The organism is Paraburkholderia sp. BCC1876, assembly GCF_902833695.1.
Lineage (GTDB): Bacteria > Pseudomonadota > Gammaproteobacteria > Burkholderiales > Burkholderiaceae > Paraburkholderia.
The window spans coordinates 958,346-982,263 of the sequence record NZ_CADFGI010000001.1 but is presented as its reverse complement, the minus strand read 5'-3'; the positions used below and the strand labels follow the sequence as shown (position 1 = coordinate 982,263).

Sequence of the window (23,918 nt, the reverse complement as noted above, 5' to 3'; positions counted from 1 at the left end):
GCAGCGCGTAAAAAGCGGCACATAACGGGGGTAGGACATGAACGCCAGAACGACACAGCGCGCTTGCGCGCCGCAGCACCCGCTCGGCCCGCGCGAAGCGAATTTGCTTGCACCACGCAGCCGTACCCGGATCGCCGACGCCTGCACCTGCGTGCTGCTCGGGCTGTCTCTGGCGATGCTGCCGGTGGCCCAGGCCAGCGCTCAGGACGTGCCGGGTCTGCCGGGCACGCCGATCACGGTGGCCCCCAACGGCACCGTGCATCTGACCATTGCCGCCAGCGGCATGAGTGGCGGCGCAGCCTCACGCGGCATGCAGCAAACCAGCCGCGGACCGAATTGCAGCGGCCCGATCGCCGACCATACCGAAGTGACGATTCCGGTCGGCAAGTCGGCGATGGTCGACGTGCGCGAACCGGTGCGTTCGCGCACCGTCGGTAATCCGTCGATCGTGCAGGCCATGCTCGTCTCGCCGCAAACGCTTTATCTGCTCGGTTCGGACGTCGGCACCACCAACATGATCGTGCAAGGCCGCAGCGGCTCCTGCACGATCATCGACGTGAGCGTCGGCGCCGATCCGGGCGGCCTGCAACACACGCTCGCCGCGCTGATGCCCGAGGAAACCGGCATTCAGGTGAAGGCCGCCGCCGACACGCTGGTGCTGACCGGCACCGTCACCGACGCGGTCAAGGCCGAACGTGTAATGGAACTGGCGCGCGCCTTCGTGGCCCGTCCCACTGCCGCGCTGCAAAGCGGCGCGCCGATGGGCAGCGGTCCGCTGCCGGTGGGCGCTGCGCCGCGCGCGATGGGCGCGCCGGCGCCGGCACCGTCGCTCGGCGGCGGGAGTGGCGAACGCATCATCAACATGATGCAAGTGGCCGCGCCGCAGCAGGTCATGCTCGAAGTGAAGGTCGCGGAAGTCTCGAAGACGCTGATCGATCAACTCGGCGTGCAAGCGAATCTGAACGGCGGCATTGGCAGTTGGAGCTTCGGGCTGCTGGCGAACTTCCTGTCGGGCGGGCTCGGCGCGCTGACCGCGTCGAAAGCGAATAACTCGCCGCTTGGGTTGACCATCGACGCGCAGAAAACCGATCAGCTCGTGAAGATTCTCGCCGAGCCGAACCTGATGGCGATCAGCGGTCAGGAAGCGAGTTTCCTGGCCGGCGGCAAGGTGTATATCCCGGTGCCGCAAAGCAACGGTTCGGGCGGCACGACCATCGTGTTGCAGGAAGAGCAATACGGCGTGGGCCTGACCTTCACGCCGACCGTGCTCGAAGGCGGCCGCATCAACCTGAAGGTGTCGCCGGAGGTGTCGGAGCTGTCGTCCACGGGCGTGGTGGTGAGCGCCGGCAACTCGAATTCGACGACGATCCTGCCGCTGATCACCACGCGGCGCGCGTCGACCACGCTGCAGGTGTACGACGGTCAGAGCTTCGCGATCGGCGGCCTGATGAAGAGCAACGTGACCGGTACGCTGAAGGGCTTGCCCGGCGTCGGCGAACTGCCGGTGCTCGGTGCGCTGTTCCGCAGCACCAGCTACGAACAGGACAAGACCGAACTGGTGTTCGTCGTCACGCCGCGCCTCGCGAAACCGCTGCCGCAGCACTATCCGCTGCCCACGGACCATTTCGGCGATGCCGGTGAAACGAACGTGTACCTGACCGGCCACATGGAAGGCACGAAGCGCGCGGCACCCGGCGCGGACGGCTCGGCACCGGCGCCCATGCCGGCCCCGGCTCCGGGAACAACACCGGCGATGGCGCCGGCGCAGATTCCGATGCCGAAACCCGTACCCGCGCCGGCGCAGTCTTCGGCGGCCGACGTGGCGGTGATTCCGCCCACGCCCGACAGCCACGACGCACCCGCCGTCCATTGATGCGCGACCCACTGGAGACTGACATGACATCCATCCACACCTTGATCCGGGTCGCGCTGTGCGCGGGATTCTGTGCCGCGCTGGCCGGCTGCATGACCTCGACGCCGCAGTGGGACGCCACCTTTGGCGACTCGGTCCGGCAGATCCGCGAAATGCAGACGCTCAATCCGGACGGCCCGGCCAACACGAATCCGGTGGCGGGCATCGACGGCACGGCGGCCGTGTCGGCGCAGAAGAGCTATGTCAAATCGTTCACGGCGCCGGCCGCGCCGACCAACAGTTTCACGATCGGCATCGGCTCGTCGAGCAACTACTGAGCACTTGCGTGCGACGGTCCGGATTCAAGCCTGGAGACACACCATGATCGATACCCTTCTGATTTCGTCCAGCGCCGAGCGCGCGCCCCGCATCGCGGCGCGTCTCGAAGCGAGCGGCATGGCGTTCCGTCTGCGCACGCTGCACGGCACCGCGAAACAGTTGCGGGTACACGCCGCGGCGATCCGCAGCGCCGATCTGCTGATCGTCGACGACGCCGATCTGACGCCGCGCGACCTGAGCGGCGTCGAAGAGGCGCTGTCCCACACGCCGCATCTGCACTGCATGCTGGTGACGCCGTCGCCGTCCACCACGCTGCTGATGGCGGCGATGCGCGTCGGCGTGCGCCATGTGCTGTCCTGGCCGCTCGACGAAGCCGAATTCGCCGACGCGCTCGCGCATGTGTCGGCCAAAAAACACGCCGGCATGCGCCGCGAAGGGCGGGTCGTGTCGTTCACGTCCTGCAAGGGCGGCAGCGGCACCACGCTGATCGCCGTGAACCTCGCCTATGCGCTGGCCGCGCAGCGCGACAAACGCGTGCTGCTGATCGATCTGAACCAGCAGTTCGCCGACGCCAGCCTGCTGGTGGCCGACAAGACGCCGCCCGCCACGCTCGCGGACCTGTGCTCGCAGATCGACCGGCTCGACGCCGCGTTCTTCGAAGCCTGCGTGATGCATGTGCATCCGAATCTCGACGTGCTGGCCGGCGCGGGCGATCCGGTGAAATCGGGCGAATTGCGCGCGGCGCATCTGGAGCGGATTCTGACGTTGGTGCGCGAGCAATACGACGCGGTCCTGATCGACGTCGGCCAGAACATCAATCCGCTCGCGATCCACTCGCTCGATCACAGCGACTCGATCTGCATGGTCGTGCGGCAAAACGTGCTGTATCTGCACGCGGGGCGCCGCATGCTGGATATTTTCCGCGAGCTGGGCTATGCGGCGAGCAAGGTGAAACTGATCGTCAACCAGTACGAGAAGAACGCGCGCATCAACCTCACGACGCTCGAAGAAACCTTCGGCGCGAAGATCGCGCATCACCTGCCGCGCGACGAAAAGCAGGCTACCGAAGCGCTCAATCACGGCGTGCCGCTCGTCACCGCCGCGAAGGGCGGGGCGCTGGCACAAGGCATCGTGCAACTGGCCGACCTGTTGTGGCCGCCGTTGCCGGCGGGGCCGCGCAAGAGCGTGTTCGGCCGTCTGTTGCAGGGCCGGCCGAGTGCGGCGCCGCGCCTGAAGACCGGACACTGAGCGGCACGAACAGGTTCAAGCCGGTTCAAGCCGGCGACCCGATAAAACCAGGCGGAGAGCACTATGTCATTGCGCGAACAGTTGATGATGCAGAACGGCAACATGCCGTTCGATGCGGCCGGCGGCGCGGCGGCGGCGGGTGTCGCGGCTGAAAGCCTGGCGGCGCGGCGCGCGTATCAGGAACTCAAGATGAACATCCACCAGGCGATCATCGACCGGGTGGAACTCGACAAGCTGCAACGCCTGTCGCCGGAACAGATCAAGCGCGAACTCGCGCAACTGGTGGAACGGATCGTCGACGAAGACAAGATTCCGATGAACGAACTCGAGCGCCGCCGTCTCGCGCAGGACGTGCACGACGAAATGGTCGGCCTCGGTCCGCTCGAACCCTTACTCAACGATCCGACCATCTCCGACATTCTGGTCAACACGTCGCAGCACGTGTACGTGGAACGGCGCGGCCGCCTCGAACACACCGACGTGACGTTCTACGACGACGCGCATCTGATGAAGATCATCGAGCGGATAGTGTCGCGGGTCGGTCGCCGGATCGACGAATCCACGCCGATGGTCGACGCGCGTTTGCCCGACGGTTCGCGCGTCAACGCGATCATTCCGCCGTCCGCGATCGATGGCCCGCTGGTGTCGATTCGCCGCTTCGCGGTGAACCCGCTCACGGTTGCCGACATGGTGAATAACCAGAGCTTCACGCCCGCCATGGCGCAACTGCTCGAAGCGCTGATCAAGGCCAAGCTGAACGTGCTGATTTCCGGCGGCACGGGCAGCGGCAAGACCACCTTGCTCAATCTGCTGTCCGGCTTCATTCCGGAAGATGAACGGGTCGTCACGATCGAAGATGCGGCCGAATTGCAGATGCGCCAGCAACACGTGCTGCGCCTCGAAACGCGTCCGCCGAACATTGAAGGCAAGGGCGAAATCTCGCAGCGCTCGCTGGTGCGCAACGCGCTGCGGATGCGGCCCGATCGTATCGTGCTCGGCGAAGTGCGCGGCGCCGAAGCGCTCGACATGCTGCACGCCATGAACACCGGCCACGAAGGTTCGATGGCGACGTTGCACGCGAACACGCCGCGCGACGCGCTGACGCGTCTGGAGAACATGGTCGGCATGGCCGGCCTGACGATGCCGATCAAGGCGATCCGTCAGCAGATCGCCTCGGCGATCACGGTGGTGGTGCAAGCCTCACGGTTGACCGACGGCCGCCGCAAGCTGATGAGCATCCAGGAAATCACCGGCATGGAAGGCGACGTCATCAACATGCAGGAAATCTTCACGTTCAAGCGGACCGGCGTCGACGAAAACGGCATGATCAAAGGCTATTTCGGCGCGACCGGCGTGCGGCCGATTTTCTACGAGCGGCTGGCGAGCTTCGGCATTTCGCTGCCCGATCAGCTATTCGATCCGGCGCGGCGTCTGGAAGTATGAGCGGCGCAACGTTCAAACCGGTTGGGGGAGCGTGACATGAACACATCGTTTATCGCCTTCGCGGTACTTGCGTTTCTCGCGGTCGTGCTGCTGATCGAGGGCGTCTATCTGTTCTGGAGCAGCCATCACGGGCCGGCCGTCAAACGCATGGACGAGCGCCTGCGCGCGCTCTCGGCGGCGGGCAACGTCAGCAACGAATCGCTGTCGATTCTCAAGCAGCGTTTGCTGAGCGAGTCGCCGTTCGTCACGCGGTTGTTGCTGCGTATTCCACGCGTTCATGCGCTCGACCGGCAATTGCAGCAGTCGGGCCTGAAGTGGTCGGTGGCGCGCTTTGTCGCCTATACGCTGCTGTGCGCGCTCGCCGGCGCTTTCATCGCATGGCTGACCGGCTTGCCCTCGCTCGTGATCGTTGCGGCGGCGCTGACGTTGAGCCTGCTGCCCGCGCTGATTCTGCGCAGCAAGCGCGCCAAACGGGTGCTGCAACTCGAACGCCAGTTGCCCGATGCCGCCGATCTGATTTCGCGCGCGCTGCGTGCCGGGCATTCGTTTCCGGCCGCGCTCGGGATGGTCGGCGACGAACTGCCGGACCCGCTCGGCGGCGAGTTCGCGCTGGTGTTCGACGAGATCAACTACGGCGTGTCGCTGAACGACGCGCTGCTGAATATGGTAGGCCGCGTGCCGGTCGACGATCTGCGCTACTTCGTGATCGCTGTGTTGATCCAGCGCGAAGCGGGCGGCAACCTGGCGGAGATTCTCGGCTGCATCAGCGGGATCATTCGCGAACGGATGAAGCTGCTTGGCAAAGTCAGGGTGCTGTCGGCGGAAGGGCGCCTGTCGGCCTGGATACTCGGCGCGCTGCCGTTCGTCATCGTCGGGCTTCTGACGGTGCTCAATCCGGACTACGTCACCGTGTTCTGGAAAGACCCGGCCGGCATGCAAATCGCCGGCGTGTCGCTGACCATGATGCTGTTCGGCATTCTGTGGATGCGCAAGATCGTGCGGATTCACATCTAGACCACGGATTTCATCACGAGGAGCGCGGGCTGGGCCCGCAGACCATGAAAACAGAACAGATCGTTTTGCTCGGGGTGATGTTCCTGATCGTGTTCGGCGCGGCGCTGAAGGCAATGGCGCTGCTGCGGCCCGATCCAGTGCAACGGCGCATCGAGGGACTCGGGCAGACGGGCCCGACGGGCGGCATCGCGCTCGACGGCGAGGCCGGTTCCGGTGCACAAAAGAACTGGGTCGAAACCGTCACGAAAGTCTCGGAACGGGTCGCCCGGCTGTCGCTGCCGAAAGACGATTGGGACAAGTCGGCATTGCGTCTGCGCTTCGCGAATGCGGGCATCCGCAACCCCTCCGCGCCGGCGATCTACTTCGCGGCCAAGACGGTGCTGGCGCTGGCGCTGCCGGCGATCGCGCTGATCTCTCTCGGCAATGTCTTCGACGCCGACCAGCGCATGCTGTTGCTGCTGACGGTGCTGGTGGCGTCGGCGCTCGGCTTCTATCTGCCGAACCTGGTACTGACCCGGATGATCGAGCGCCGTCAGCGCACGCTGTTCGAAGACTTGCCCGATGCGCTCGACCTGATGACCGTCTGTGTGGAAGCGGGCCTCGGCCTCGACGCGGCGATGATGCGGGTCACCCAGGAAATCGGCGTGAAAAGCCTCGCGCTGAAGGACGAGTTCGAGATGGTGCTGCTCGAATTGCGGGCCGGTTCGGGCCGCGACAAGGCGCTGCGCAACCTGTCGTTGCGCACGGGCGTCGAGGATATCGACACGCTCGCCGCGATGCTGATCCAGGCGGAGCGCTTCGGCACCAGCGTGGGCGATTCGCTCCGTGTTTATACCGACAACCTGCGCACCAAACGGCGCTTGCGCGCCGAAGAGCAGGCTGCCAAGATCGCACTAAAGCTGCTGTTTCCTCTGATGTTTTTTATTTTTCCGACGCTGATGGCCGTGCTGGTCGGTCCGTCGGCGATCCGGCTGGTCCGCCAGCTGTTCCCGATCATGAACAGCATGGCGGGCGGCTGAGCGCCGGGTGCGCCGTTGATGCACCAGTACTTACCGGGGAATTCCATGTTTGCGTCGAGCGCGTTTGCTGATCTGCTGCACCACGCCGGCCTGTGGCTGCGCGGTTACCTGCTCGTGCTGGCGATCATGGCCGTGGGCGCGGTGCTGGAGCGGCGCTGGCCGGCCGACCTGCTGCAATCGCGCTCGGGGCAGCGTTTCAACATGGTGTACGCGGGACTGTACCTGGTGCTGGCCGAGGCGGTGAAGCCGCTCACGGCGGCCGCCAGCGTCGCGATCGTCAACGCGCTCGGCGGCGGCATGGTCGTGCTGGTGTCGCACGGGTGGGGCGCGCTGGCGTCGTTCGTGATCGTGTTGCTGACCATCGACTTCCTCGAATATGCGTTTCATCGCCTGCAGCATGCGTGGCCGCTGCTGTGGAAGCTGCATTCGCTGCACCACAGCGCGGTGGAGTTCAATGTAACGGTGACGCTGCGGCATCACTGGTTCGAAATGCTGATCAAAGGTTGCCTGCTCTATCCGCTGGTCGGCGTGATGTTCAAGGTGTCCCCGGCGATTGTCGGCGCAACGGCGCTGGTATTCATGGTCGGCAATTATTTCGCGCATCTGAATCTGCGCGTCGATCTCGGCCGCTACGGCACGTGGATCAACAACCCGCAATATCACCGCCTGCATCACTCGAACCGCGTCGAGCATTTCGACCATAACTTCACGCAGTTGCTGCCGTTGTGGGATCACCTGTTCGGCACGCGCTGGGTGCCGGCGAAGCATGAGTGGCCGGCCACCGGTCTCGACGACGGCGCGCAACCGCGCTCGCTGCTGGGTGCGTTGAGCTGGCCGCTGCGGCTGCCGGCCGGGCGCGGCGCGCGAATCGCCGGCAAGCCGATGGCGATCGATCAGGAGCCGAAATGAAAGCCGTTCGCCGCAAGGCCGCTCATGAAGCCGGCAGGGCCGCCGGCACACCCGTTACCGTCCGCACGGGAAATCGACGCAAGCAGGGCGGCATCGCCACGCTCGAATTCGCGCTGGTCGCGCCGGTGCTGTTCCTGCTGCTGTGCATCGCCATGGATCTGGGCGTGGCGCTGTGGGTCAACCTGACCATGCAATACGCGGTGCGGGAAGGCGCGCGCTACGCCGTGACGGGGCAAAGCAACCTCGATCCGAACACGACCAGCCAGCAGCGCTACGAGGCGGTCCTGCAGGAGATCAAGACCAGCTCGATGGGCTTGTACAACTACGTGTCGCCGAGCTACGTGATCACCATCAACGGCGGCACGAGCCAAACCTACGGCACTCAGGCGAGTTACAGCACCGGCATGTTCGGCAATCCCGGCGACATCGTGGTGCTGCAGATCAACTGCATCTGGCCGATGTTGACGCCGCTGGTCAAGCCGTTTTTCGCTAACGGCAAGTTCAGCTTCAGCGTCGCGGCGACGATGCGCAACGAGGGCTTCTGATATGCCCAGCACCACACGTACCCGTGCACGAACGCAACGCCGGGGCCGCCACGCGACGCGCGGCATCGTCAGCGTGGAAATGGCGTTGCTGTTGCCGATCCTCGTGGCGCTCGCGCTGCCGGTCTACGACATTGCGCGCAACATCCAGGCGCAGATGATTCTGATCAACGTGAGCCGCGAAGGCGCGAATCTGTCGTCGCGTGCGTCGCTCACGTATCCGATGCAGTCCATCATGACGTCTCTCACCGCGACCACGCCGCCGCTCAACATGACCGCGCACGGCATGATCTACATCACCGAGATCATGGGCAATAACAACTGCGACAGCAGCGGCAACAACTGCACCGGGATCGTGGTCGCGCAGTATCGGTGGAACGGCGGCAACTACTATCCGGCGAGCCATACCTGGAGTTGCGGCAGCGCGGGCACCAGTTGGGCGACGGACGGCACCGGCAGTTGCAGCAACATTCCGGCGACCGGTTCCAGCTCACCGGTGGTGAATCTGCTGCAAGGCCAGCTTTCTACCGGTCAGATCGCTTACGTGGTCGAGGCGTTCTATCAGCAAACGCCGCTGCTCGGTTCGCTCAACCTGGGAGGCGGGATCAGGACACCCGCGCTGTCACCGAATCTGTATGCGATGACGGTGTTCTGATTCAGACAAAACACATAAAACACAGTCGAATAAAAAACGCGGGTCGGGGGTGTCATGAAGAAAATAGCGGGATACACAGCACGGCAGAGAGGATCGATCAGCATCATCGTGGCGGTGTCGCTGATCGCGCTGATCGGCATCGTCGGGCTTGCGGTGGATTCCGGGCTCGGCTACATGATCAAGGCGCGTCTCGACGCGGCCACCGACGGCGCCGTGATCGCCGCCGGCGAGGCGGTGACGCGCGGCAACAACCAGACCCAGCAGACCGCCAACGCGCAGCAGGCGGCCTCGGCCTTTTTCGCGGCGAACTATCCGGTGGGCTTTCTCGGCTCGACGGTGACGGCGGGTACGCCGTCGATCGTGTTCAACGCGGGCACCGTGACGATCGGCATGACCGCGCAGGCGAGCGTGCCGGTCACCTTCATGCAGACCCTCGGCTTCAGAATCCTGAACGTGAGTTCCTCGTCGCAGGCAATCCGCAAGACGCTGGACATGGCGTTCGTGATCGATACGACCGGTTCGCTGAACGTGTCCGGCGTGCCGGCCGCGGTGCGCGCGAACGCGATTGCGTTCCTGAATAATTTCGACGTCACGAACGACCGCGTGGCGCTGATGCACTTCGCCTATGGCACGGTGGTGGACGTGCCGTTCAACGGCAACACGCGCGGCTTCAACCGCACGTTGATGACGACCGACATCAACGCCTACACCTTCGGCGGCAGCACCAATTCAGCCGAAGCGGTCTGGAACGCGCGCAACCAGTTGAATACGGTGATCACGCAACCTTCCAGCTTGCGGGTGATCGTGTTTTTCTCGGACGGCGCGCCGAACAGTTTCGCGTCGTATTTCACGACCAATCAGAGCAGTTGCAACAACACCCCGGCCACGCTCGCGAGTCCCGACACGGCAGGCACGATGACCGGGCTCTACAACATGAACGCACTGAGCCAGAGCCTGAGCTCGCCGTGTTATCAGAGCAACGTCACCCGGCTCGTGACCGCCATGCCGAAGTGGTACAACGCGCACAACGTCAACGAACAGCTCTTCCCGATCTGGCCCGTCACCACGCCGCGCGCGGTGCCGAATGGCAATATCACGTATGTGAACGTCAACCGGGCGTCGCGTAATCTGCTCGAAGCGATGGCGGCGCAGGCGCGTATCGAGGGCACGTATGTGTTCACGCTGGGTTATGGGCCGGAACTGGTTCAGCCGGAAGGCCCGGACAACGAACTGGGCTCGGACGTGCTCAAGTGCATGGCCAACACGCCGGATTCGCTGGCCCGCTGCTATAACCCGGCCCAGCCGGTCGGCGTGTATTGTTACGCCGCGACCCCGAACGATCTGAAGCCGTGCTTTACGCAACTGGCTTCGCAAATCCTTCGTATTTCCAAGTGAGCGCGCTATGACATCGCCGACACCGTTGCGAGATCTGCCTTCCGAGGCTCGTTCCAGGCATGAGTTAAGAGTGGAAGAGAAGGCGCCTGCGGCGAATGCCCCGGCCGCTTCCGCCTCTGCTGAAGATCAAAGCTCGCCCAGCCCGCGGCGCGCCCTGGTCGAAATCGCCGCACGGGTCGGCGCCGCGTCGATGCTGAGCCTGTTTGCCTTTGGGGCGATCCGGCAATGGCTCGCGGCGCCGCAGCGGATCACGTTGCTGCTGCTGGTCGTGTCGGCTTTCGTGACGATCGGCCTGTCGCTGTTCTCGCGGATTCCGGCGAAGCGCGACTGGCGGCCGCTCGCGTTTATCTGCTCGATGGGCGGCACCTACTACTTTCTGGCTGTGCGTCTGAGCCCCGGTTCGCATCTCGTGCCGGAAGACGTCGGCGCGGTGCTGCAATTGCTCGGAATCTTCTGGCAACTGTTTGCCAAAGCGTCGCTGCGCCGCTCGTTCGGCATCTTGCCGGCCAATCGCGGCGTCGTCTCGCGCGGCGCGTATCGCTTCGTGCGCCATCCGATGTATCTCGGCTACTTCATCACCGACATGGGTTTTCTGCTGGTGAACTTCGGCCTGCAGAACCTGCTGGTCTATAGTTGCCAGTTCGCGTTGCAGGTGGTGCGCATTGTTCGGGAAGAACAACTGCTGTCCGCCGACGACGGTTATCGCAGCTATAAAACCCGGGTGCGTTTCCGCGTGATCCCGGGCGTTTTCTAGGCGGCAAATTCGAGGCGACTTCCAGACGGCGCCTTAAGCAAGCCGTGTACTGCGCACGGCCTTGCCGCCCAGCAGGCAGACGGTCAACGCGGCCATCACCAGCACGCACAGCGCGACGCGCAGGCCGAGCAGGCCCGCGCCCAGGCCGATCAGCGGCGGCCCGACCAGGAAGCCCGCATAGCCCGCCGTGGCCGCCATCGACACGCCGATCGCCGGCGTGACCGTCGAGCGGCCCGCCGCGCTGAAAATCACCGGCACGATGTTCGCGAGGCCGATGCCGACCATCGCGAAACCGACGCACGCGGTGAGCACGGTCGGCCAGCTCAGCACCAGCGCGAGTCCGGCCACGGCGATCAAGCCGCCCAACGCGACCACCTTGCTCGAACCGAAGCGGCGCACCGAGACGTCGCCGACAATCCGGCAGGCCGCCATCGAAAACGCGAACGCGGAATAGCCGATTGCGGCGACGCTGGCTTGCTGGTTCAACGCCGAGCGCAAATACACCGCGCTCCAGTCGGCCACCGCGCCTTCCACCAGCATGCAGAGGAAGGCGAGCAACGCCAGCTTCATCACGGCGGCGTTCGGCCACATGAAGCCACTGGCCGGCGCGGCTGCTCTAGGCCCGACGTCGCGCAACGCAACGAGCGCAGCGCAGGTGAATAACACGGCGATCACGACGCCCGGGATCAGCAGTCCGCCGCTCACGCCCACGCCGTTCTTTTGCAGCATGGCGCCGGTCGCCGCGCCGAGCAGGCCGCCCGCGCTCCAGGCCGCGTGAAACGACGACATGATCGGCGCGTGCCATTGGCTTTCGATGGTGCTGGCGTGCCCGTTCATCGACACGTCGAGCGCGCCGTTTGCCGCGCCGAGCGCCAGCAGCACGATGCAAAGCACGGCCATGTTGGGCGCGAAGGCGGGCAGCGGCAGCGCCACGACGAAGGCCGCGCCGAGCAGCGCGGTCGCGCGGCCGCTGCCGAAGCGCGGCGCCAGTTGCCCCGCGAGCGGCATGGCGATGATCGCGCCCAGCGCGAACGCGAACAGCGAGATGCCGAGCGCGGTGTCGCTGAGCGCCAGGCTTTCCTTGATGCGCGGGACTTCGACGGCCCACGCGCCGATCCCGAAACCGTTGGCGAGAAACACCCCGAGGGTGGCCGCGCGTTCTTTGATGAGGGGCTGGGAGGCGCTCATGAGCGGGCCACCTCGACGTTGTCGCAGACCGCCTGGAGCTTCGCGAGGCGCGCGGCCGGCACGTCGTCCTCGACGAACAGATGATCCACAGCGGTTGCGGGCGCAACGGAAAACGGCGCGGCGGTCATCAGCTTTTCCGACGTCAGCGCGATCGCGATCTGACCGCTCGCTTTGACCATGGCGCGTTTGAGTTCGGCGTCTTCGGCGTCGAATGCGGCGACGCCTTCGTCGGGATCGAGCGCGCACGCGCCGAGAAAGCACAGGTCGGCGCGGATCTGCTGGACCTGCAACAGCGCGGTCGCGCCGACCGAGCCGGCCGCGCCCGTCGCGATACGGCCGCCGATCAGGATCGCGGTGATGCCCGGCCGGTTCAGGAGGCGTGCGCAAGCCTCGGGCGAGTTGGTAATGACGGTGAGGTCGGCATGATCGGGCAGCGCCGCCGCAATCGCGACGTTGGTCGAGCCGGCGTCCAGCAGAACGATCTGCTTCGGCCGCACGATCGAGACGGCCGCCGCGGCGAGACGGGCCTTGCGGTCCACGGCTTCGCCCATGCGTACGGCGGCGGGCTTGTCGGCGGGCGAGGCGAGCAGGGCGCCGCCGTAGACGCGCTTGCACAGGCCCTGATCGGCCAGATCGCGCAAATGACGGCGCACGGTGTGCTCCGAGGTCTGGAGTTCGGCCGCGAGCGCCGACGCCAGCACGCGCCCTTCGGCGCGCAGCCGCGTGAGGATGAGCTGTTCGCGCTGTTCGGGCAGCAGTCCATCGATGGCTTCCTGGCGGGTTCGCTGCATGGTGTCGGTCTCAGGTTGTCGGATGAATCGAGCATAACCGAGCAAAATGTAGCGTAAACGGTCGTAAAACACAAACGCCCCATGACGGGGCGTTTGGTTTGTTGTGAGGTGAACGGCGCGTTATCCGTTACCGGCTGATCTCCATGTCGTCGAATTTCTTCGCGCGGTAGATCAGCACGGACACCAGCCAGCTCAACACGAAAATGCCGATGATCACGTAGCCGAGCGTGCCGAAGTGATCGTTCAGCATGCCGATCGCATCCCACAGCGGACCTTGCAGTTTCAACTGGTCCGAGATCAAACCGAGTGCCTCGATACTGCCGATCACGATCGCCACGACCACCGACACCAGCGTGATGGTCATGTTGTAGTAGATCTTGCGGATCGGTTTCAGATACGCCCAGCCATAGGCGCCGAGCATCAGGTGGCCGTCGAGCGTATCGATCAGCGACATGCCGGCGCTGAACAGCACCGGGAACACCATGATCGCCCACGGCGACAATCCCTGCGACGCCTGCGCGGCGGCAATGCCGAGCAGCGCGATTTCGGTGGCGGTGTCGAAGCCCAGGCCGAACAGAAAGCCGAGCGGGTACATATGCCAGCTACGGCTGATCATGCGGAACAGCGGCTTGAACAGGCGCGAGAAGAAGCCGCGGTTGGCGAGCAGCAGGTCGAAGTCGTCGTCGACGTAGCGGCCGCCTTGCTTCACGTTGCGCCACGCCCGATAGATCGACTTCAGGATGATCAGATTCATCAGCGCGATGGCGAACAGGAACAGCGAGGAGACGAGCGTGCCGACCACGCCGCCGATCTCCTTGTAGTGGTCGAAGCGGCCTTGCATCGCGGAGGTGGTCGCCGCCACGGCGAGCGAGGCCAGCACCACGACCGTCGAATGACCGAGCGAGAAGAAGAAGCCGACCGTGACCGGACGCTTCTTTTCCTGCATCAGTTTGCGTGTGACGTTGTCGATCGCGGCGATGTGGTCCGCGTCGACCGCGTGACGCAGGCCGAAGCCGTACGCGAGCAATGCGGTGCCGAGCAACACGGGGTGATGACGGAACGCGATGAGCGCCCAGAGCCACGCGAGCACGTTGGTGGCGATCAGCACGCCGTAGATACCGAACAGGCGGGTGCGGACGTGACTGTTCGAGTCGCTGAAGATCTGTTTTATTTGCGAAATCATCGGGTGTTCACCTTGAGATGCCATGCTCTACAGGCTTATACACGGCGCCGTTGGCGTTGTCGAACTGATCAAAAGTATTACGCGTGGTAAGGCTGGCAAGCGCTTTACGGTCCGGGTGTTGGTGTGGATTCGGCCTGCGGCGTGCCGTGCACGAGGCCGGTGATCGCGGACGCGGCGATCCATTCGCGCCATTGCGACGTGAAATTGAATTCGTCGTCGATCTCAAAGGCTGCGTCGAGTGCTTCATTGAGTGTCGCTTCGCGTTGCAGCGCGCCGAACGCTGCGTGTGCGGCTGCGGATTGAACGAGTACTTCAGGGCGCCAATGCGGACGCACAACTAAAGCGTAAGTCGGCGAATCGATCTGCGTCAGCAACGAGCCGTCCGGTTGATGGGCGGTCCAGATATCGGCGATGGCGTAACGCGAAGCAACCAACGCACAAGCGGGGTGGATCGCGAGTTGTGCATCGAGCAGATCGTCAGGACGGATTGCGGCCCATTCCTGCTGCGTGAGCGTCGCCGTGTCAGCCGCGTAGTACGCCACGTGCAGCGACCATTCGAGTCGCGTGAGGTCGGCGAAATAGCGGTACGGTGCGTCAGTTTCGTAACGGCCGATGAAATCCGGCAGCGCAGCGCCGAAGCGATTCAGATCGCCGCTTTGCGACGGATGTTCGTGTGCGTAAGCGTTCGACAGTGCGCCGAAGTAGCGCTCGCCGACCAGCGCCCGCAACACGGGATAGGCGCTCGCGAGCGCGTCGCGCCGATGAGCGCGAACGTTGTTTCGATAGAGATCGATGCGCTTTTGAAGCGCGGCATCGGTGCGCAGTTGCGCAAGCACAGGCCGCTGTTCCGTCTCCAGCGACTCGGCAAACAGGTGCTGCAGTGACTCAAGCGAGGCGCGCATGGTTCTTTGGGTCTCCGCTAAGCGCCAGCCGTGCAGCGTGAACCGCGCTTTGAACCTCACGGGCGCGGTTGGCTTCTTCCAGCAGAATAGCCAGCGCAGGCAGATCGGTGTCCCATTCGATCAACGCCGGTATCGCGCCGAACCGTCGTACCGCGTACTCATACAGCGCCCACACCGGGTCCGCGACGCGAGAACCGTGATCGTCGATCACGGCCACGTCCGTCACGCTGTGACCCGCAAGATGAATTTCGCCGACCACGCCGCGCGGCAGCGCGTTCATCGCCACCATGGCGTCCTCGCCGTGATTGCATTGATTCACGTACAGGTTGTTCACATCGAGCAGTACGCCGCAACCCGACCGCGCCGCGAGTTCAGCGAGAAAGGCTGTCTCGCCGTACTGATCGTCGCGGAATCGTACGTACGTGGAGACGTTTTCCAGCAGAACCGGCCGACCCAACGCATCCTGCAACTCGCCGACGCGCGCGCACAGCAGTGTGAGCGCCGCGTCGGTTAGCGGCATGGGCAGCAGATCGTTCAGATGAGCGGCCGCCGTCGCGCCCCAGCACAGATGCTCGGAAACGAGCGCGGGCTCGATCCGATCGACGAGGCGTTTCAACTTCGCGACGTGCCGCGTGTCGAGCGGTGTCGCCGAGCCGAGACCGAGGCCGACGCCATGCAGACTGACGGGTAGATCGCGACGCACCGTGTGTAGCACATGCAGATCGAAACCGCCGTCGCCGAAATAGTTTTCGCTGTGGACCTCGACCCAATCGACCGGTGGCGTTGCATCGAGGAAATCGCGGTAGTGCGCGTGACGCAAGCCGATGCCGACGCCGCGCGGCGGCGCGTGCGCCGATGCGTTGGCGTTCGTTGGAGGCAGCGGAGTAGACGACACGGCCGGCCGATCGGGTGACTAGGTCTGTCCGTCGATCTTGCCGCCCATCTTTTTGCAGGTGCCCTTCGGGACGGTTTTGAAGTCGCCCTGATCGTTGTCGATCTTCGCTTCGCCGGCGCAGCTATGTACGCCGGTCTTGCTCGCGCAGTCGTTCTGGCCGGCTTTGGCGATGCCGTAGCACTGCACTTTTTCTTCGGCGTGTGCCGCGGTGATGGGCGCTGCCGCGAGGCCGGCGAGCGCGGCTGCGATCAAGGCCGGTCGACCAAGTTTCGAGTTCATCGTGCTTCTCCTGAGTGAGTGTTTGGGCTGGCCGCGTGACACAGGTTATGTTGCGGCGCCGGGCTTATCCATAGAGAGATTTTAAGCGCGCGGCGCGGCCTGTCCAGCGTGTCACTGACCCATCGTACCCGCACTCTTCACGGCGCAGGAAGCGGTGACTTTCTGGCCGTTGCTGAACGAGAAGGTCAGCGGAATCGACGAGCCGACCTTGAGCGCCTGCTTGGGCTCTTCCAGCATCGCATGATAATTGCCCGGCGCAAACTCGAGCGTGCCGTGCGCGGGCACCGCGACCTGTTCGATCATCGCCATCGACGACGTGCTGCCCTGGCTTTGCGTCTGATGCAGCATCGCCATGCCGAACGCGTTCGAGCTGATGCCGACGAGATTCACCGGCTGGTCGCCGGCGTTATGAGCCTTGAAATAGCCGCCCTTGGGCAGATCGCCCGGCAACGCGCGGATCCAGCAATCGGACACGCTCGCGGGCGCGGGGGCGGCCGCGAATGCTTGCAACGAGGCACCGCACAGCAAGGCGGCGAGGAGAAGTTGACGCGATGTATTCATGATGTGCTCCATGGTTCGACGGAATCGACAGAGTCGACGGAAGGAAAGGGTGTTAGGCCGGTTGCCGCGCGCTGCGGCCGAAAATCGTGCGGTCGGCGAGCCACACGGCCAGCAGCGTGGCGCCCATCAGCGGGAAGATCACGCCGAGCAGCACGAGGCCGGTTTTCCAGCCGCGCATCGGCGGGGCGGCGCGTTCACGCGACGGCGCGCCGAGCGAACGTTGCGGACGGCGCTTCCACCACATCACGCAACCGCTCACCGCCATCGCCGCGAGGCCGAGCGAAATCGCCGCGCAGAGAAGCTGATTGGCGAGGCCGAAGTAGCGGCCCATATGCAACGACGTGCCGTACGACACCGCTTTCGACACGGCGCCGTAGTCGCCATAGCGAATGTCTTTCAGCACCGCACCGCTGTATTGATCGATGTACAGCGTGCGTTCGTCTTTCGGATCGCCGGGGAAGTACGAGACCGTGTAGACACCGGTCGGCGAAGTGGGGAGCACGATGCTGTAGCCGTCGGTCACGCCGAGCGAGGCGAGTTGCGCGACGATGTGGCCGAGCGGCAGCGGCTTCGGTTGGGCTTGCGTTTGCGCTGCAGGTGGTTCGGCAGACGTAGGCACCGGCGAATTGCCGACGGCCCACGGCGTGAGCGGCAAGGGCAAATCGTCCATTACCATGCCGGGCATCGAATCCATGTCGGCGGCATTCGCGCCGTGGCCGGCGTGTTCATCGTGTGCCGGGCGGGTTTTATTGGCCGTAGCAGACGTTGCGGCCGCATCGATAGGCGTGCCGGCCGGCAGCACGGAACGCATTGGCAAGCCGCCCCACGAACCCGGCGGCGCGCCGAGATTCGCGGCGGTCGCGAGCGCCTTGAACTGCTTGCCCCATGATCCTGTCCACGGCAGGCCGCTCAGCACGAAAGCGAGGGCGCCCAGCGCGAGCCAGATACCCATCACGGCGTGCAGGTTCTTCCACAACGGGCGCCCTTTGAGCGCGAAGCGCGGCACCAGCACAGCCCGTGCAGTGGTTTTCTCACGCGGCCACCAGAGTGCGACGCCGGTGCCGATCATCACGAGCGTCCAGCACGCGGCGAGTTCCATCAGCAACTCGCCGGGCTTGCCGAGCAACAGCTTGCGATGCAGCATGCGGTCCACCTGCATGAAGCGATTCCCGACGCTCAGCGTGCCCAACACCTCACCGTTGTACGGGTTCAGGTAGACGCTCTGTTTTTCCCCGTTGGCAAGACGGAACACGAATTCCGTGCTGCGATCCGGCGCACTCGCAATCGCGGCGGTGACGGCGACGGCGTCTTTCGGCATGGCTGCGCGAGCTTTGCCTAACAGCCTGTCTTCGGTCAGCCTCGGCACTGCTTGCGGTTCGACGACCAGCCGATGCGGATACAGCAGCGGCTCGATTTGCGGCTGAAAGCAATACAGCGTGCCGGTGATCGCCAGGACGACCAGAAACGGCATCACGAAGAGGCCCGCATAGAAGTGCCAGCGCCAAAGCGTGCGGTAGCCGGGGTTGGCCGTGCCGGTTGCCGAGACGATGCGTTGGGCGGTGGTGGTGGACATGAAATCCTCCTGAGATAGGTTTTAGGCCGAGCGACTTTCGCCGCGCGACGAACGCGTTCATAGCGCGCGCTTACATGCGCAGCTTCGCTTCCACATAAAACGTGCGGCCCGGATACGGGTGGTAGACGAAGTAGCGCGCGTCGAACAGGTTGTCGACGCCGATACCGATCTCGCTCAGCTTCGTCGGCCGGAAGGTGAACTTCGTATCGACCACGGTGTACGAACTCGTGCCGCCGAACACGTCCGGATTGGTGTCGGTATTCGTGAGCGTGTTGTACTGGCGGCCCGAATAGCGCGCGGCGAGCGTAAGCGCCGCGCGTTCGTCGAAGCGATAGGTCGCGGCGAGATTCGCGCGCCACAGCGGAATGCGATAGAAGTACTTGCCGACCGTGGCCGGATTCTGCGCATTGGCGATAATCTTCGACTGCGTGTACGCAACGCTGGCAATCAGATCGAGGCCGCGCATCAACACGTCCTGTCCCGAGTAACTCGTTTCCACGCCACGCGAGCGCACCTTGCCGATGTTCTGGAAGTTCGTCACGTTCGGAATCACGGTCGTATCGGTCTGGCTGAAGATCGTGTTCTTCACGTCGTCCTGAAACAGCGAGAAGCGGAACACGCCATTCCAGTGCGCCCATTCGGCCGTCAGTTCTTTCGAGAGATCGTCTTCGGGCTTCAGGTTCGGATTGTTATTGACGATCGCCGAGCCGTTGATTTGCCCCTGGAACAGTTCGCTCACCGTCGGAAAGCGATACGCGCGGCCGATCGATGCGCGCAGGATCAGGTCGTCGGTAACGTCAAACGACAGCGAGGCTTTCGGCGAAAAGTGCTGCTGGCTCGCGTCGCTGAACGGCAACGCCTGGCCGGGCAGCGCCTGCGATCCGCCGTACGCTTGCCAGTCTTCATAGCGCACGCCATAAACGAGCTTCCAGCGCGGCAGAAAACGCCATGCGTCCTGTGCGTACAGCGCCTGGGTCTGCGTCTTGCCGCGGAATGCGTTGGCGAAGGTGGTCGCTCCGCCGTCGCGCCAGTTCAGCGTGTTGTAGCTCTCGTTATCGAGGAAGTAGTTGTCGTAGTGATAGCCGAAGCTCAGCGCGTGATTCGCGAGACCCGCCTGCTTCGAGGCGGGCGTGTAGGTGCTGCGCAGATCGAGCGTTTTCCAGCCGGTGCCGTCGCCGAAAATCACCGTGCCGGGACCGTTGCCCGGCGCGCCGGAAGCGGCGGTGCGCGCCACGCTGTTGCTGACGTCGTAGTAAGACGCGACCGCTTCGGCATTCCAGCCGGTGGCATAGCGCGTTCTCAGCGACACGCCGTACAGCCAGTTCTCGCTATAGCCGAGGCTCGGCGCCAGTGCGGCGGCGGGAATGTTGTACTCGTAGCCGCCAATCGCCACCTTGCCGCTATAAACGGGGTTGCCGTTCGCGTCGCGCAGGAAGGTGGAGGTCTGGCTGTTATAGGTCTGATGCCAGTAACCGAGCGTGAAACCGGCCTGCAATGTCGGCGTGAAGTCGTACTGCATCTTCAGCTTGAACTGGTCCTGAATCGTGTGCTCGATGCCTTCGCCGTTCACGCCGAGCACCGCCGTCGGCGCGTTGGTCTGGTTGTTGTACAGATACGCGCCGGTGACCGGAACGTCGCCGGCTTTCGCGGGCGTGCCGGATTTGGCGAGCGTGGCGAATTGCAGCGGCTGGCTGGTGTTGTCCAGATGGTTCACATCCAGCCGGTACGAGAACTTGCCGACCCGGTCGCCGATCGACGCGCTGGCTTCGCTGCCGTTGAAGTTCTGATTCACGCCGAACAGGCTGAAATGCTGCGTGAACGCCTTGACGTCGGCGCTGGCTTCGAACTGCTTCGGCATACGCGTGCTGATGAGCACCGTTGCGCCGAGCGAATTGCCCGGATAGAGCGCGGAAAACGGCCCGTAAATCACGTCGACCTGCTGGATCTCGTCGGGCGACACCATCGACCAGCGCGGCGGAAACGAATAGTTGTTGCCGAGAAGATTGCTGAGCAGCAGGCCGTCCGCGTAGACGAGACCCCGTGCGCTCTGCGAATTGCTGGTGCCGCGCACCGCGATGATCGAATTCAGGTCGCCGATAAAGCGCTTGCGCACCGCGAGATTCGGCATGTACTTCAGCACGTCTTCGGTGTTGACCACATTCCAGTTGTCGAACTGATCACGCGTGACGGTCTCGACCGAGGCGGGCAGATTCGGATCGACGGCGCGCGGCGCGGCCGCCGTATTCGCGCTGGCGGTGACGTTGACGGCCGGCAGTGTGGCTTCGGCGATCACGGTATCGGCGCGGGCCGTTGTCGAAACGAAAGCCGGCATCAGCGCCGGCACGAATGCCGGAATGAAAGCCGGCAGGCAGATAGGCAAAGACGGCAGCGGCAGGCGAGCGGAGATCAAGCCGCGTGCGCCGCGGCGGGCGCGAGCGGACAGGCTTCGCGGGGCGAAGTTGAACATGAACGTTTCCTTGATGCATTGAACAGACGACCGCGCGCGCCCTACACGGGCGCGACGAATGCGCGATCAGGACCGGCAGCGATCAGGAAACGGCAGGAGGGGCGCGAGGGCGTCCGGACGGAAACGCGCCGAGCGGCGTGAAGCGGGTGGAGAGCGTGGGCGCAGCGGTGCCGGCGAGCGTGAGCGACGCTTGCGGCTCGACGGCGGCGACCGTCGGCATGGCGACGTGATGTTCGAGCAGATGGCAATAGCCGCAGGCGCCGAACGCGTCGTTATGGCTCAGTTGAACCGGTGCCGGCGTGGCGATGACGGACTGGCTGAGCTCGCCCAGTCCACGCGGCTGAAGCGCCGAACAGAGCGCGGCGATGGGCTCGCCCGCGCGGTTCGACGCCAGCAGTTGACTCACGAGCGGCGCGAACACGACCAGGCACATGGCGATGAGGCCAAGCCAGGCGGTCATGCGGTTGTGGGCGCGTAGAGTCATGAGATTGAAAGTAAAAGCGGGGCGATTCTAGCACTGAGGCGCGAACTTTTCTCGCGTGATCCTGGTTATAGCGAGGGATTAGAGGGCCGAACACCGTTCATTTCCCGCCGTTACCCGCGCGCCGATTCGCTTAAGCTGCGTGGTACATGTTGCGCATTCCGTCCGGCGCGGCGCTTTGTCGCGGCACGGAATAAACGATCGACCTGGCCGGCGCAGCGCCGGCCTCCATGCACCACGACTCATGACCACGACGCAGACGACCGACTCCTCGATCACCGACCTCAACCAGCAGGCCGTCGCGCTATGTTCGACCGGACAGTTCGCCGACGCCTTGCAGCGAGTTACGCCGATACTTGCGCCGCTCCCTGACGGCGCAACGATACCCGACGACGCACGCGCCGACGCGCTGAATATCGCTGGCGCGTGCTCGTTCGCGCTGCGCAAGCTGGACGAAGCGGAAGACTACTGGCGCCAGTGTCTGCAGATCAAACCCGGCTACGTCGAGGTGTACGACAGCCTGGGCATGCTGCACAAATCGCTTGGCCGGCTGTCGGCGGCCAAGGCGATGTACCGGCAACTGATCGTTCTGCGGCCGGACCGGGCCGACGCTCACCACAATCTTGGCATCGTGCTGTACGGACTCGGTTACAAGGAAGAGTCGGAGGCGTCATACCGTCAGGCGATTGAAATCCGTCCGGATTACGCGGAGGCGCACTACAACCGCGCGATGGTGCTGCACGAATTGCGCCGTCTGCCCGAAGCCGAAGCGGCGTATCGCGCGGCGCTACTGGGTCTGCCCGAGCACGCTGAATCGCACAACAACCTCGGCAATGTATTGATGGAACTTGGCCGTCCGCTTGAAGCGGACGCTGCCTATCGGCAAGCGCTGACGATCCGGCCGCAGTATCCGGAGGCGCTGAATAATCTCGCCGGCGTGCTGAAGGCGACGAACCGGCTGGAAGAGTCCGAACTGGCCTGCCGGCTCGCGCTCGCCATGCGCCCGGATTACGCGGAAGCGCATCTGAATCTCGGCGCGGTGCTGACCGATTTCACGCGCTTGCCCGAAGCCGAAGCGGCCTATCGCGGCGCGATCGCCTGCCGTCCGGATTACGCCGAGGCGCACTACAACCTCGGTATCGTGCTGGCCAAACTCGAGCGTTTCGGCGACGCCGAGCGCGCGTATCGCGAGGCGCTGCGCTGGCGGCCGGACATCGTGCAGGCACACAACAATCTGGGCTGCGTGCTGCGTTTGCTCGACCGCCTGCCGGAGGCGATCGAGGCCTTTACGCAGGCGTTGGCGTTGTGTCCCGATCTGGCCGAGGCGCATTACAACCTCGCCGCGGTAGCGGCGCAACTCGGCCGGCTGACGGAAGCCGAAAGCGCTTATCGCCGCGCGCTCGTGTTGATCCCAACTTACGGCGACGCAAAGTTCGGCCTTGCCGTGTTGCTGCTCAGCATGGGGCGTTTCGAAGAGGGTTGGCAGCTTTACGAATTCCGCTATTTTCAGCCGGGTTTCGTCCATTACAAGACCCGTGACATGCTGGGTTGTCCGCAGTGGGGCGGCGAGACGCTGGCGGATAAAACGTTGCTGGTCTGGCAGGAAGACGGCCTCGGCGACATGATTCAGTTCAGCCGCTATTTCGCGTTGCTGAAGGCGCAAGGGGCGAGGCGGATCGAGTTCGCGTGCATGCCGGCGCTGCATCGGTTGATGGCCTCTGTCGACGGCATCGATGCGGTGGTCGACCATGACACGGCGTTGACGCGCACGTCCGGTTACGACTGCTGGACGAGCCTGATGAGCGCGCCGCTGCATCTGCGTACGCTGATCGATACGATTCCGCGTCCTACGCGTTTGAGCGCCGAACTGGCGTTGGTAGAGCGGTGGCAACCGGCGTTGGACGCGCTGCCTGCCGGCCGCAAGATCGGTCTCGTCTGGAAGGGCAACGTGGCGCACCATAACGACGCGCATCGTTCGGTCCCTTCGCTTTCGTTGCTGGCGCCGCTCTGGACCGTGCCCGGCCTGAGCTTCGTGAGTCTGCAAAAAGGGCAGGGCGAAGACGAAGCGCGCAACCCGCCCGCTTCGCAACCGTTGCTTCATCTTGGCTCACAGCTCAACGATTTCGCGGACACCGCGGCGATCATCGAACAACTCGATCTGGTGATTTGCGTGGACACGTCCACCGCGCATCTGGCCGCGTCGCTTGGAAAACCGTGCTGGGTGATGCTGCCGGAAAAAGACATCGACTGGCGCTGGATGCACGAGCGCAGCGACTCGCCGTGGTATCCGCACACCGTGCGGCTCTTCCGCCGCGCACCGAACGAAGATTGGTCGATGCCGATCGACCGGGTGCGTCAGGCGTGTATTGCGCGATTCAGCGCTGACGTGGCCGTTGAAGAACAGCACTGACAGCGTGAATCGGAAAGC

22 protein-coding genes are annotated in these 23,918 nt (G+C 64.3%); 12 read left to right on the top strand and 10 right to left on the bottom strand.

From position 1 onward, the window contains the following. Nucleotides 1-37: 37 nt before the first annotated feature. From HWY05_RS04235 to HWY05_RS04185, 11 genes are all read left to right on the top strand, one after another. Entirely contained in the window at nt 38-1,873 is a 1,836-nt protein-coding gene (locus HWY05_RS04235) for a type II and III secretion system protein family protein (RefSeq protein WP_176057489.1), read from the top strand. 23 nt (nt 1,874-1,896) lie between these two features. Further along, on the top strand, nt 1,897-2,190 hold the full coding sequence (locus HWY05_RS04230; RefSeq protein WP_176057488.1) for a hypothetical protein: 294 nt from the start codon (nt 1,897-1,899) through the stop codon (nt 2,188-2,190). 43 nt (nt 2,191-2,233) lie between these two features. Beyond that, on the top strand, nt 2,234-3,439 hold the full coding sequence (locus tag HWY05_RS04225) for an AAA family ATPase (protein ID WP_035558689.1): 1,206 nt from the start codon (nt 2,234-2,236) through the stop codon (nt 3,437-3,439). A gap of 63 nt (nt 3,440-3,502) precedes the next feature. Further along, nucleotides 3,503-4,882 (top strand): CpaF family protein, encoded by a 1,380-nt coding sequence (locus HWY05_RS04220; RefSeq protein WP_176057487.1) that lies wholly within the window; start codon nt 3,503-3,505, stop codon nt 4,880-4,882. Nucleotides 4,883-4,918: 36 nt separating this feature from the next. After that, complete coding sequence (locus HWY05_RS04215; protein ID WP_035558685.1) at nt 4,919-5,896, top strand: type II secretion system F family protein; 978 nt, start codon at nt 4,919-4,921, stop codon at nt 5,894-5,896. A 44-nt stretch (nt 5,897-5,940) separates the two neighbouring features. Next, a complete protein-coding gene (locus HWY05_RS04210) occupies nt 5,941-6,915 on the top strand; it encodes a type II secretion system F family protein (RefSeq protein ID WP_176057486.1) in 975 nt (324 codons plus the stop codon). Nucleotides 6,916-6,960: 45 nt separating this feature from the next. Then, nucleotides 6,961-7,824, top strand: coding sequence for a sterol desaturase family protein (locus HWY05_RS04205; RefSeq protein ID WP_176057485.1), 864 nt, complete (start codon nt 6,961-6,963; stop codon nt 7,822-7,824). Beyond that, nucleotides 7,821-8,369: a TadE/TadG family type IV pilus assembly protein gene (locus tag HWY05_RS04200; RefSeq protein ID WP_176057484.1), complete on the top strand. Its 549-nt coding sequence runs from the start codon at nt 7,821-7,823 to the stop codon at nt 8,367-8,369. Before HWY05_RS04205 ends, HWY05_RS04200 begins: the two co-directional genes overlap by 4 nt. 1 nt (nt 8,370) lies before the next feature. Then, nucleotides 8,371-9,021, top strand: coding sequence for a TadE family protein (locus HWY05_RS04195; RefSeq protein WP_035558672.1), 651 nt, complete (start codon nt 8,371-8,373; stop codon nt 9,019-9,021). A gap of 54 nt (nt 9,022-9,075) precedes the next feature. After that, the gene (locus HWY05_RS04190; RefSeq protein ID WP_176057483.1) at nt 9,076-10,416 is read left to right on the top strand and encodes a VWA domain-containing protein; all 1,341 of its coding nucleotides are present in this window, start codon (nt 9,076-9,078) and stop codon (nt 10,414-10,416) included. 190 nt (nt 10,417-10,606) lie between these two features. Beyond that, the gene (locus HWY05_RS04185) at nt 10,607-11,170 is read left to right on the top strand and encodes an isoprenylcysteine carboxylmethyltransferase family protein (protein WP_231585156.1); all 564 of its coding nucleotides are present in this window, start codon (nt 10,607-10,609) and stop codon (nt 11,168-11,170) included. A 33-nt stretch (nt 11,171-11,203) separates the two neighbouring features. Here HWY05_RS04185 and HWY05_RS04180 read toward each other — a convergent pair whose 3' ends face one another. From HWY05_RS04180 to HWY05_RS04135, 10 genes are all read right to left on the bottom strand, one after another. Beyond that, the gene (locus HWY05_RS04180; RefSeq protein ID WP_176057482.1) at nt 11,204-12,358 is read right to left on the bottom strand and encodes an MFS transporter; all 1,155 of its coding nucleotides are present in this window, start codon (nt 12,356-12,358) and stop codon (nt 11,204-11,206) included. Further along, on the bottom strand, nt 12,355-13,149 hold the full coding sequence (locus HWY05_RS04175) for a DeoR/GlpR family DNA-binding transcription regulator (protein ID WP_176057481.1): 795 nt from the start codon (nt 13,147-13,149) through the stop codon (nt 12,355-12,357). The genes HWY05_RS04180 and HWY05_RS04175 overlap by 4 nt, the downstream gene beginning before the upstream one ends. A gap of 127 nt (nt 13,150-13,276) precedes the next feature. Then, nucleotides 13,277-14,332, bottom strand: a complete 1,056-nt coding sequence (locus HWY05_RS04170; RefSeq protein ID WP_176057480.1) for a HoxN/HupN/NixA family nickel/cobalt transporter — start codon at nt 14,330-14,332, stop codon at nt 13,277-13,279. 104 nt (nt 14,333-14,436) lie between these two features. Further along, entirely contained in the window at nt 14,437-15,234 is a 798-nt protein-coding gene (locus HWY05_RS04165; protein WP_176057479.1) for a DNA-binding domain-containing protein, read from the bottom strand. Then, a complete protein-coding gene (locus HWY05_RS04160) occupies nt 15,218-16,129 on the bottom strand; it encodes a DUF692 domain-containing protein (protein ID WP_244146485.1) in 912 nt (303 codons plus the stop codon). Before HWY05_RS04160 ends, HWY05_RS04165 begins: the two co-directional genes overlap by 17 nt. An 18-nt stretch (nt 16,130-16,147) precedes the next feature. Then, entirely contained in the window at nt 16,148-16,408 is a 261-nt protein-coding gene (locus HWY05_RS04155) for a DUF2282 domain-containing protein (protein WP_035558651.1), read from the bottom strand. 111 nt (nt 16,409-16,519) lie between these two features. Continuing rightward, nucleotides 16,520-16,969 carry a copper chaperone PCu(A)C gene (locus HWY05_RS04150; RefSeq protein WP_035558649.1) on the bottom strand — a complete coding sequence of 150 codons (450 nt, stop codon included), beginning with the start codon at nt 16,967-16,969 and terminating at the stop codon, nt 16,520-16,522. 52 nt (nt 16,970-17,021) lie between these two features. Then, on the bottom strand, nt 17,022-18,542 hold the full coding sequence (locus HWY05_RS04145) for a PepSY domain-containing protein (protein ID WP_176057478.1): 1,521 nt from the start codon (nt 18,540-18,542) through the stop codon (nt 17,022-17,024). A 70-nt stretch (nt 18,543-18,612) separates the two neighbouring features. After that, nucleotides 18,613-21,009, bottom strand: a complete 2,397-nt coding sequence (locus HWY05_RS04140) for a TonB-dependent receptor (protein WP_176057477.1) — start codon at nt 21,007-21,009, stop codon at nt 18,613-18,615. A gap of 82 nt (nt 21,010-21,091) precedes the next feature. Then, a complete protein-coding gene (locus tag HWY05_RS04135; RefSeq protein WP_176057476.1) occupies nt 21,092-21,493 on the bottom strand; it encodes a DUF2946 domain-containing protein in 402 nt (133 codons plus the stop codon). Between the two features lie 241 nt (nt 21,494-21,734). On the opposite strand from HWY05_RS04135, the gene HWY05_RS04130 reads away from it, so the two are divergent. Beyond that, nucleotides 21,735-23,900, top strand: a complete 2,166-nt coding sequence (locus tag HWY05_RS04130; RefSeq protein ID WP_176057475.1) for a tetratricopeptide repeat protein — start codon at nt 21,735-21,737, stop codon at nt 23,898-23,900. Nucleotides 23,901-23,918 lie beyond the last annotated feature (18 nt).

Coding starts and splice junctions, on each gene's coding strand:
- HWY05_RS04195 (WP_035558672.1), top strand. CDS start 8,371: ATGCCCAGCACCACACGTACCCGTGCACGAACGCAACGCCGGGGCCGC.
- HWY05_RS04155 (WP_035558651.1), bottom strand. CDS start 16,408: ATGAACTCGAAACTTGGTCGACCGGCCTTGATCGCAGCCGCGCTCGCC.
- HWY05_RS04200 (WP_176057484.1), top strand. CDS start 7,821: ATGAAAGCCGTTCGCCGCAAGGCCGCTCATGAAGCCGGCAGGGCCGCC.
- HWY05_RS04165 (WP_176057479.1), bottom strand. CDS start 15,234: ATGCGCGCCTCGCTTGAGTCACTGCAGCACCTGTTTGCCGAGTCGCTG.
- HWY05_RS04225 (WP_035558689.1), top strand. CDS start 2,234: ATGATCGATACCCTTCTGATTTCGTCCAGCGCCGAGCGCGCGCCCCGC.
- HWY05_RS04175 (WP_176057481.1), bottom strand. CDS start 13,149: ATGCAGCGAACCCGCCAGGAAGCCATCGATGGACTGCTGCCCGAACAG.
- HWY05_RS04150 (WP_035558649.1), bottom strand. CDS start 16,969: ATGAATACATCGCGTCAACTTCTCCTCGCCGCCTTGCTGTGCGGTGCC.
- HWY05_RS04210 (WP_176057486.1), top strand. CDS start 5,941: ATGAAAACAGAACAGATCGTTTTGCTCGGGGTGATGTTCCTGATCGTG.
- HWY05_RS04145 (WP_176057478.1), bottom strand. CDS start 18,542: ATGTCCACCACCACCGCCCAACGCATCGTCTCGGCAACCGGCACGGCC.
- HWY05_RS04170 (WP_176057480.1), bottom strand. CDS start 14,332: ATGATTTCGCAAATAAAACAGATCTTCAGCGACTCGAACAGTCACGTC.
- HWY05_RS04130 (WP_176057475.1), top strand. CDS start 21,735: ATGACCACGACGCAGACGACCGACTCCTCGATCACCGACCTCAACCAG.
- HWY05_RS04215 (WP_035558685.1), top strand. CDS start 4,919: ATGAACACATCGTTTATCGCCTTCGCGGTACTTGCGTTTCTCGCGGTC.
- HWY05_RS04205 (WP_176057485.1), top strand. CDS start 6,961: ATGTTTGCGTCGAGCGCGTTTGCTGATCTGCTGCACCACGCCGGCCTG.
- HWY05_RS04180 (WP_176057482.1), bottom strand. CDS start 12,358: ATGAGCGCCTCCCAGCCCCTCATCAAAGAACGCGCGGCCACCCTCGGG.
- HWY05_RS04185 (WP_231585156.1), top strand. CDS start 10,607: ATGCTGAGCCTGTTTGCCTTTGGGGCGATCCGGCAATGGCTCGCGGCG.
- HWY05_RS04230 (WP_176057488.1), top strand. CDS start 1,897: ATGACATCCATCCACACCTTGATCCGGGTCGCGCTGTGCGCGGGATTC.
- HWY05_RS04235 (WP_176057489.1), top strand. CDS start 38: ATGAACGCCAGAACGACACAGCGCGCTTGCGCGCCGCAGCACCCGCTC.
- HWY05_RS04220 (WP_176057487.1), top strand. CDS start 3,503: ATGTCATTGCGCGAACAGTTGATGATGCAGAACGGCAACATGCCGTTC.
- HWY05_RS04140 (WP_176057477.1), bottom strand. CDS start 21,009: ATGTTCAACTTCGCCCCGCGAAGCCTGTCCGCTCGCGCCCGCCGCGGC.
- HWY05_RS04135 (WP_176057476.1), bottom strand. CDS start 21,493: ATGACTCTACGCGCCCACAACCGCATGACCGCCTGGCTTGGCCTCATC.
- HWY05_RS04190 (WP_176057483.1), top strand. CDS start 9,076: ATGAAGAAAATAGCGGGATACACAGCACGGCAGAGAGGATCGATCAGC.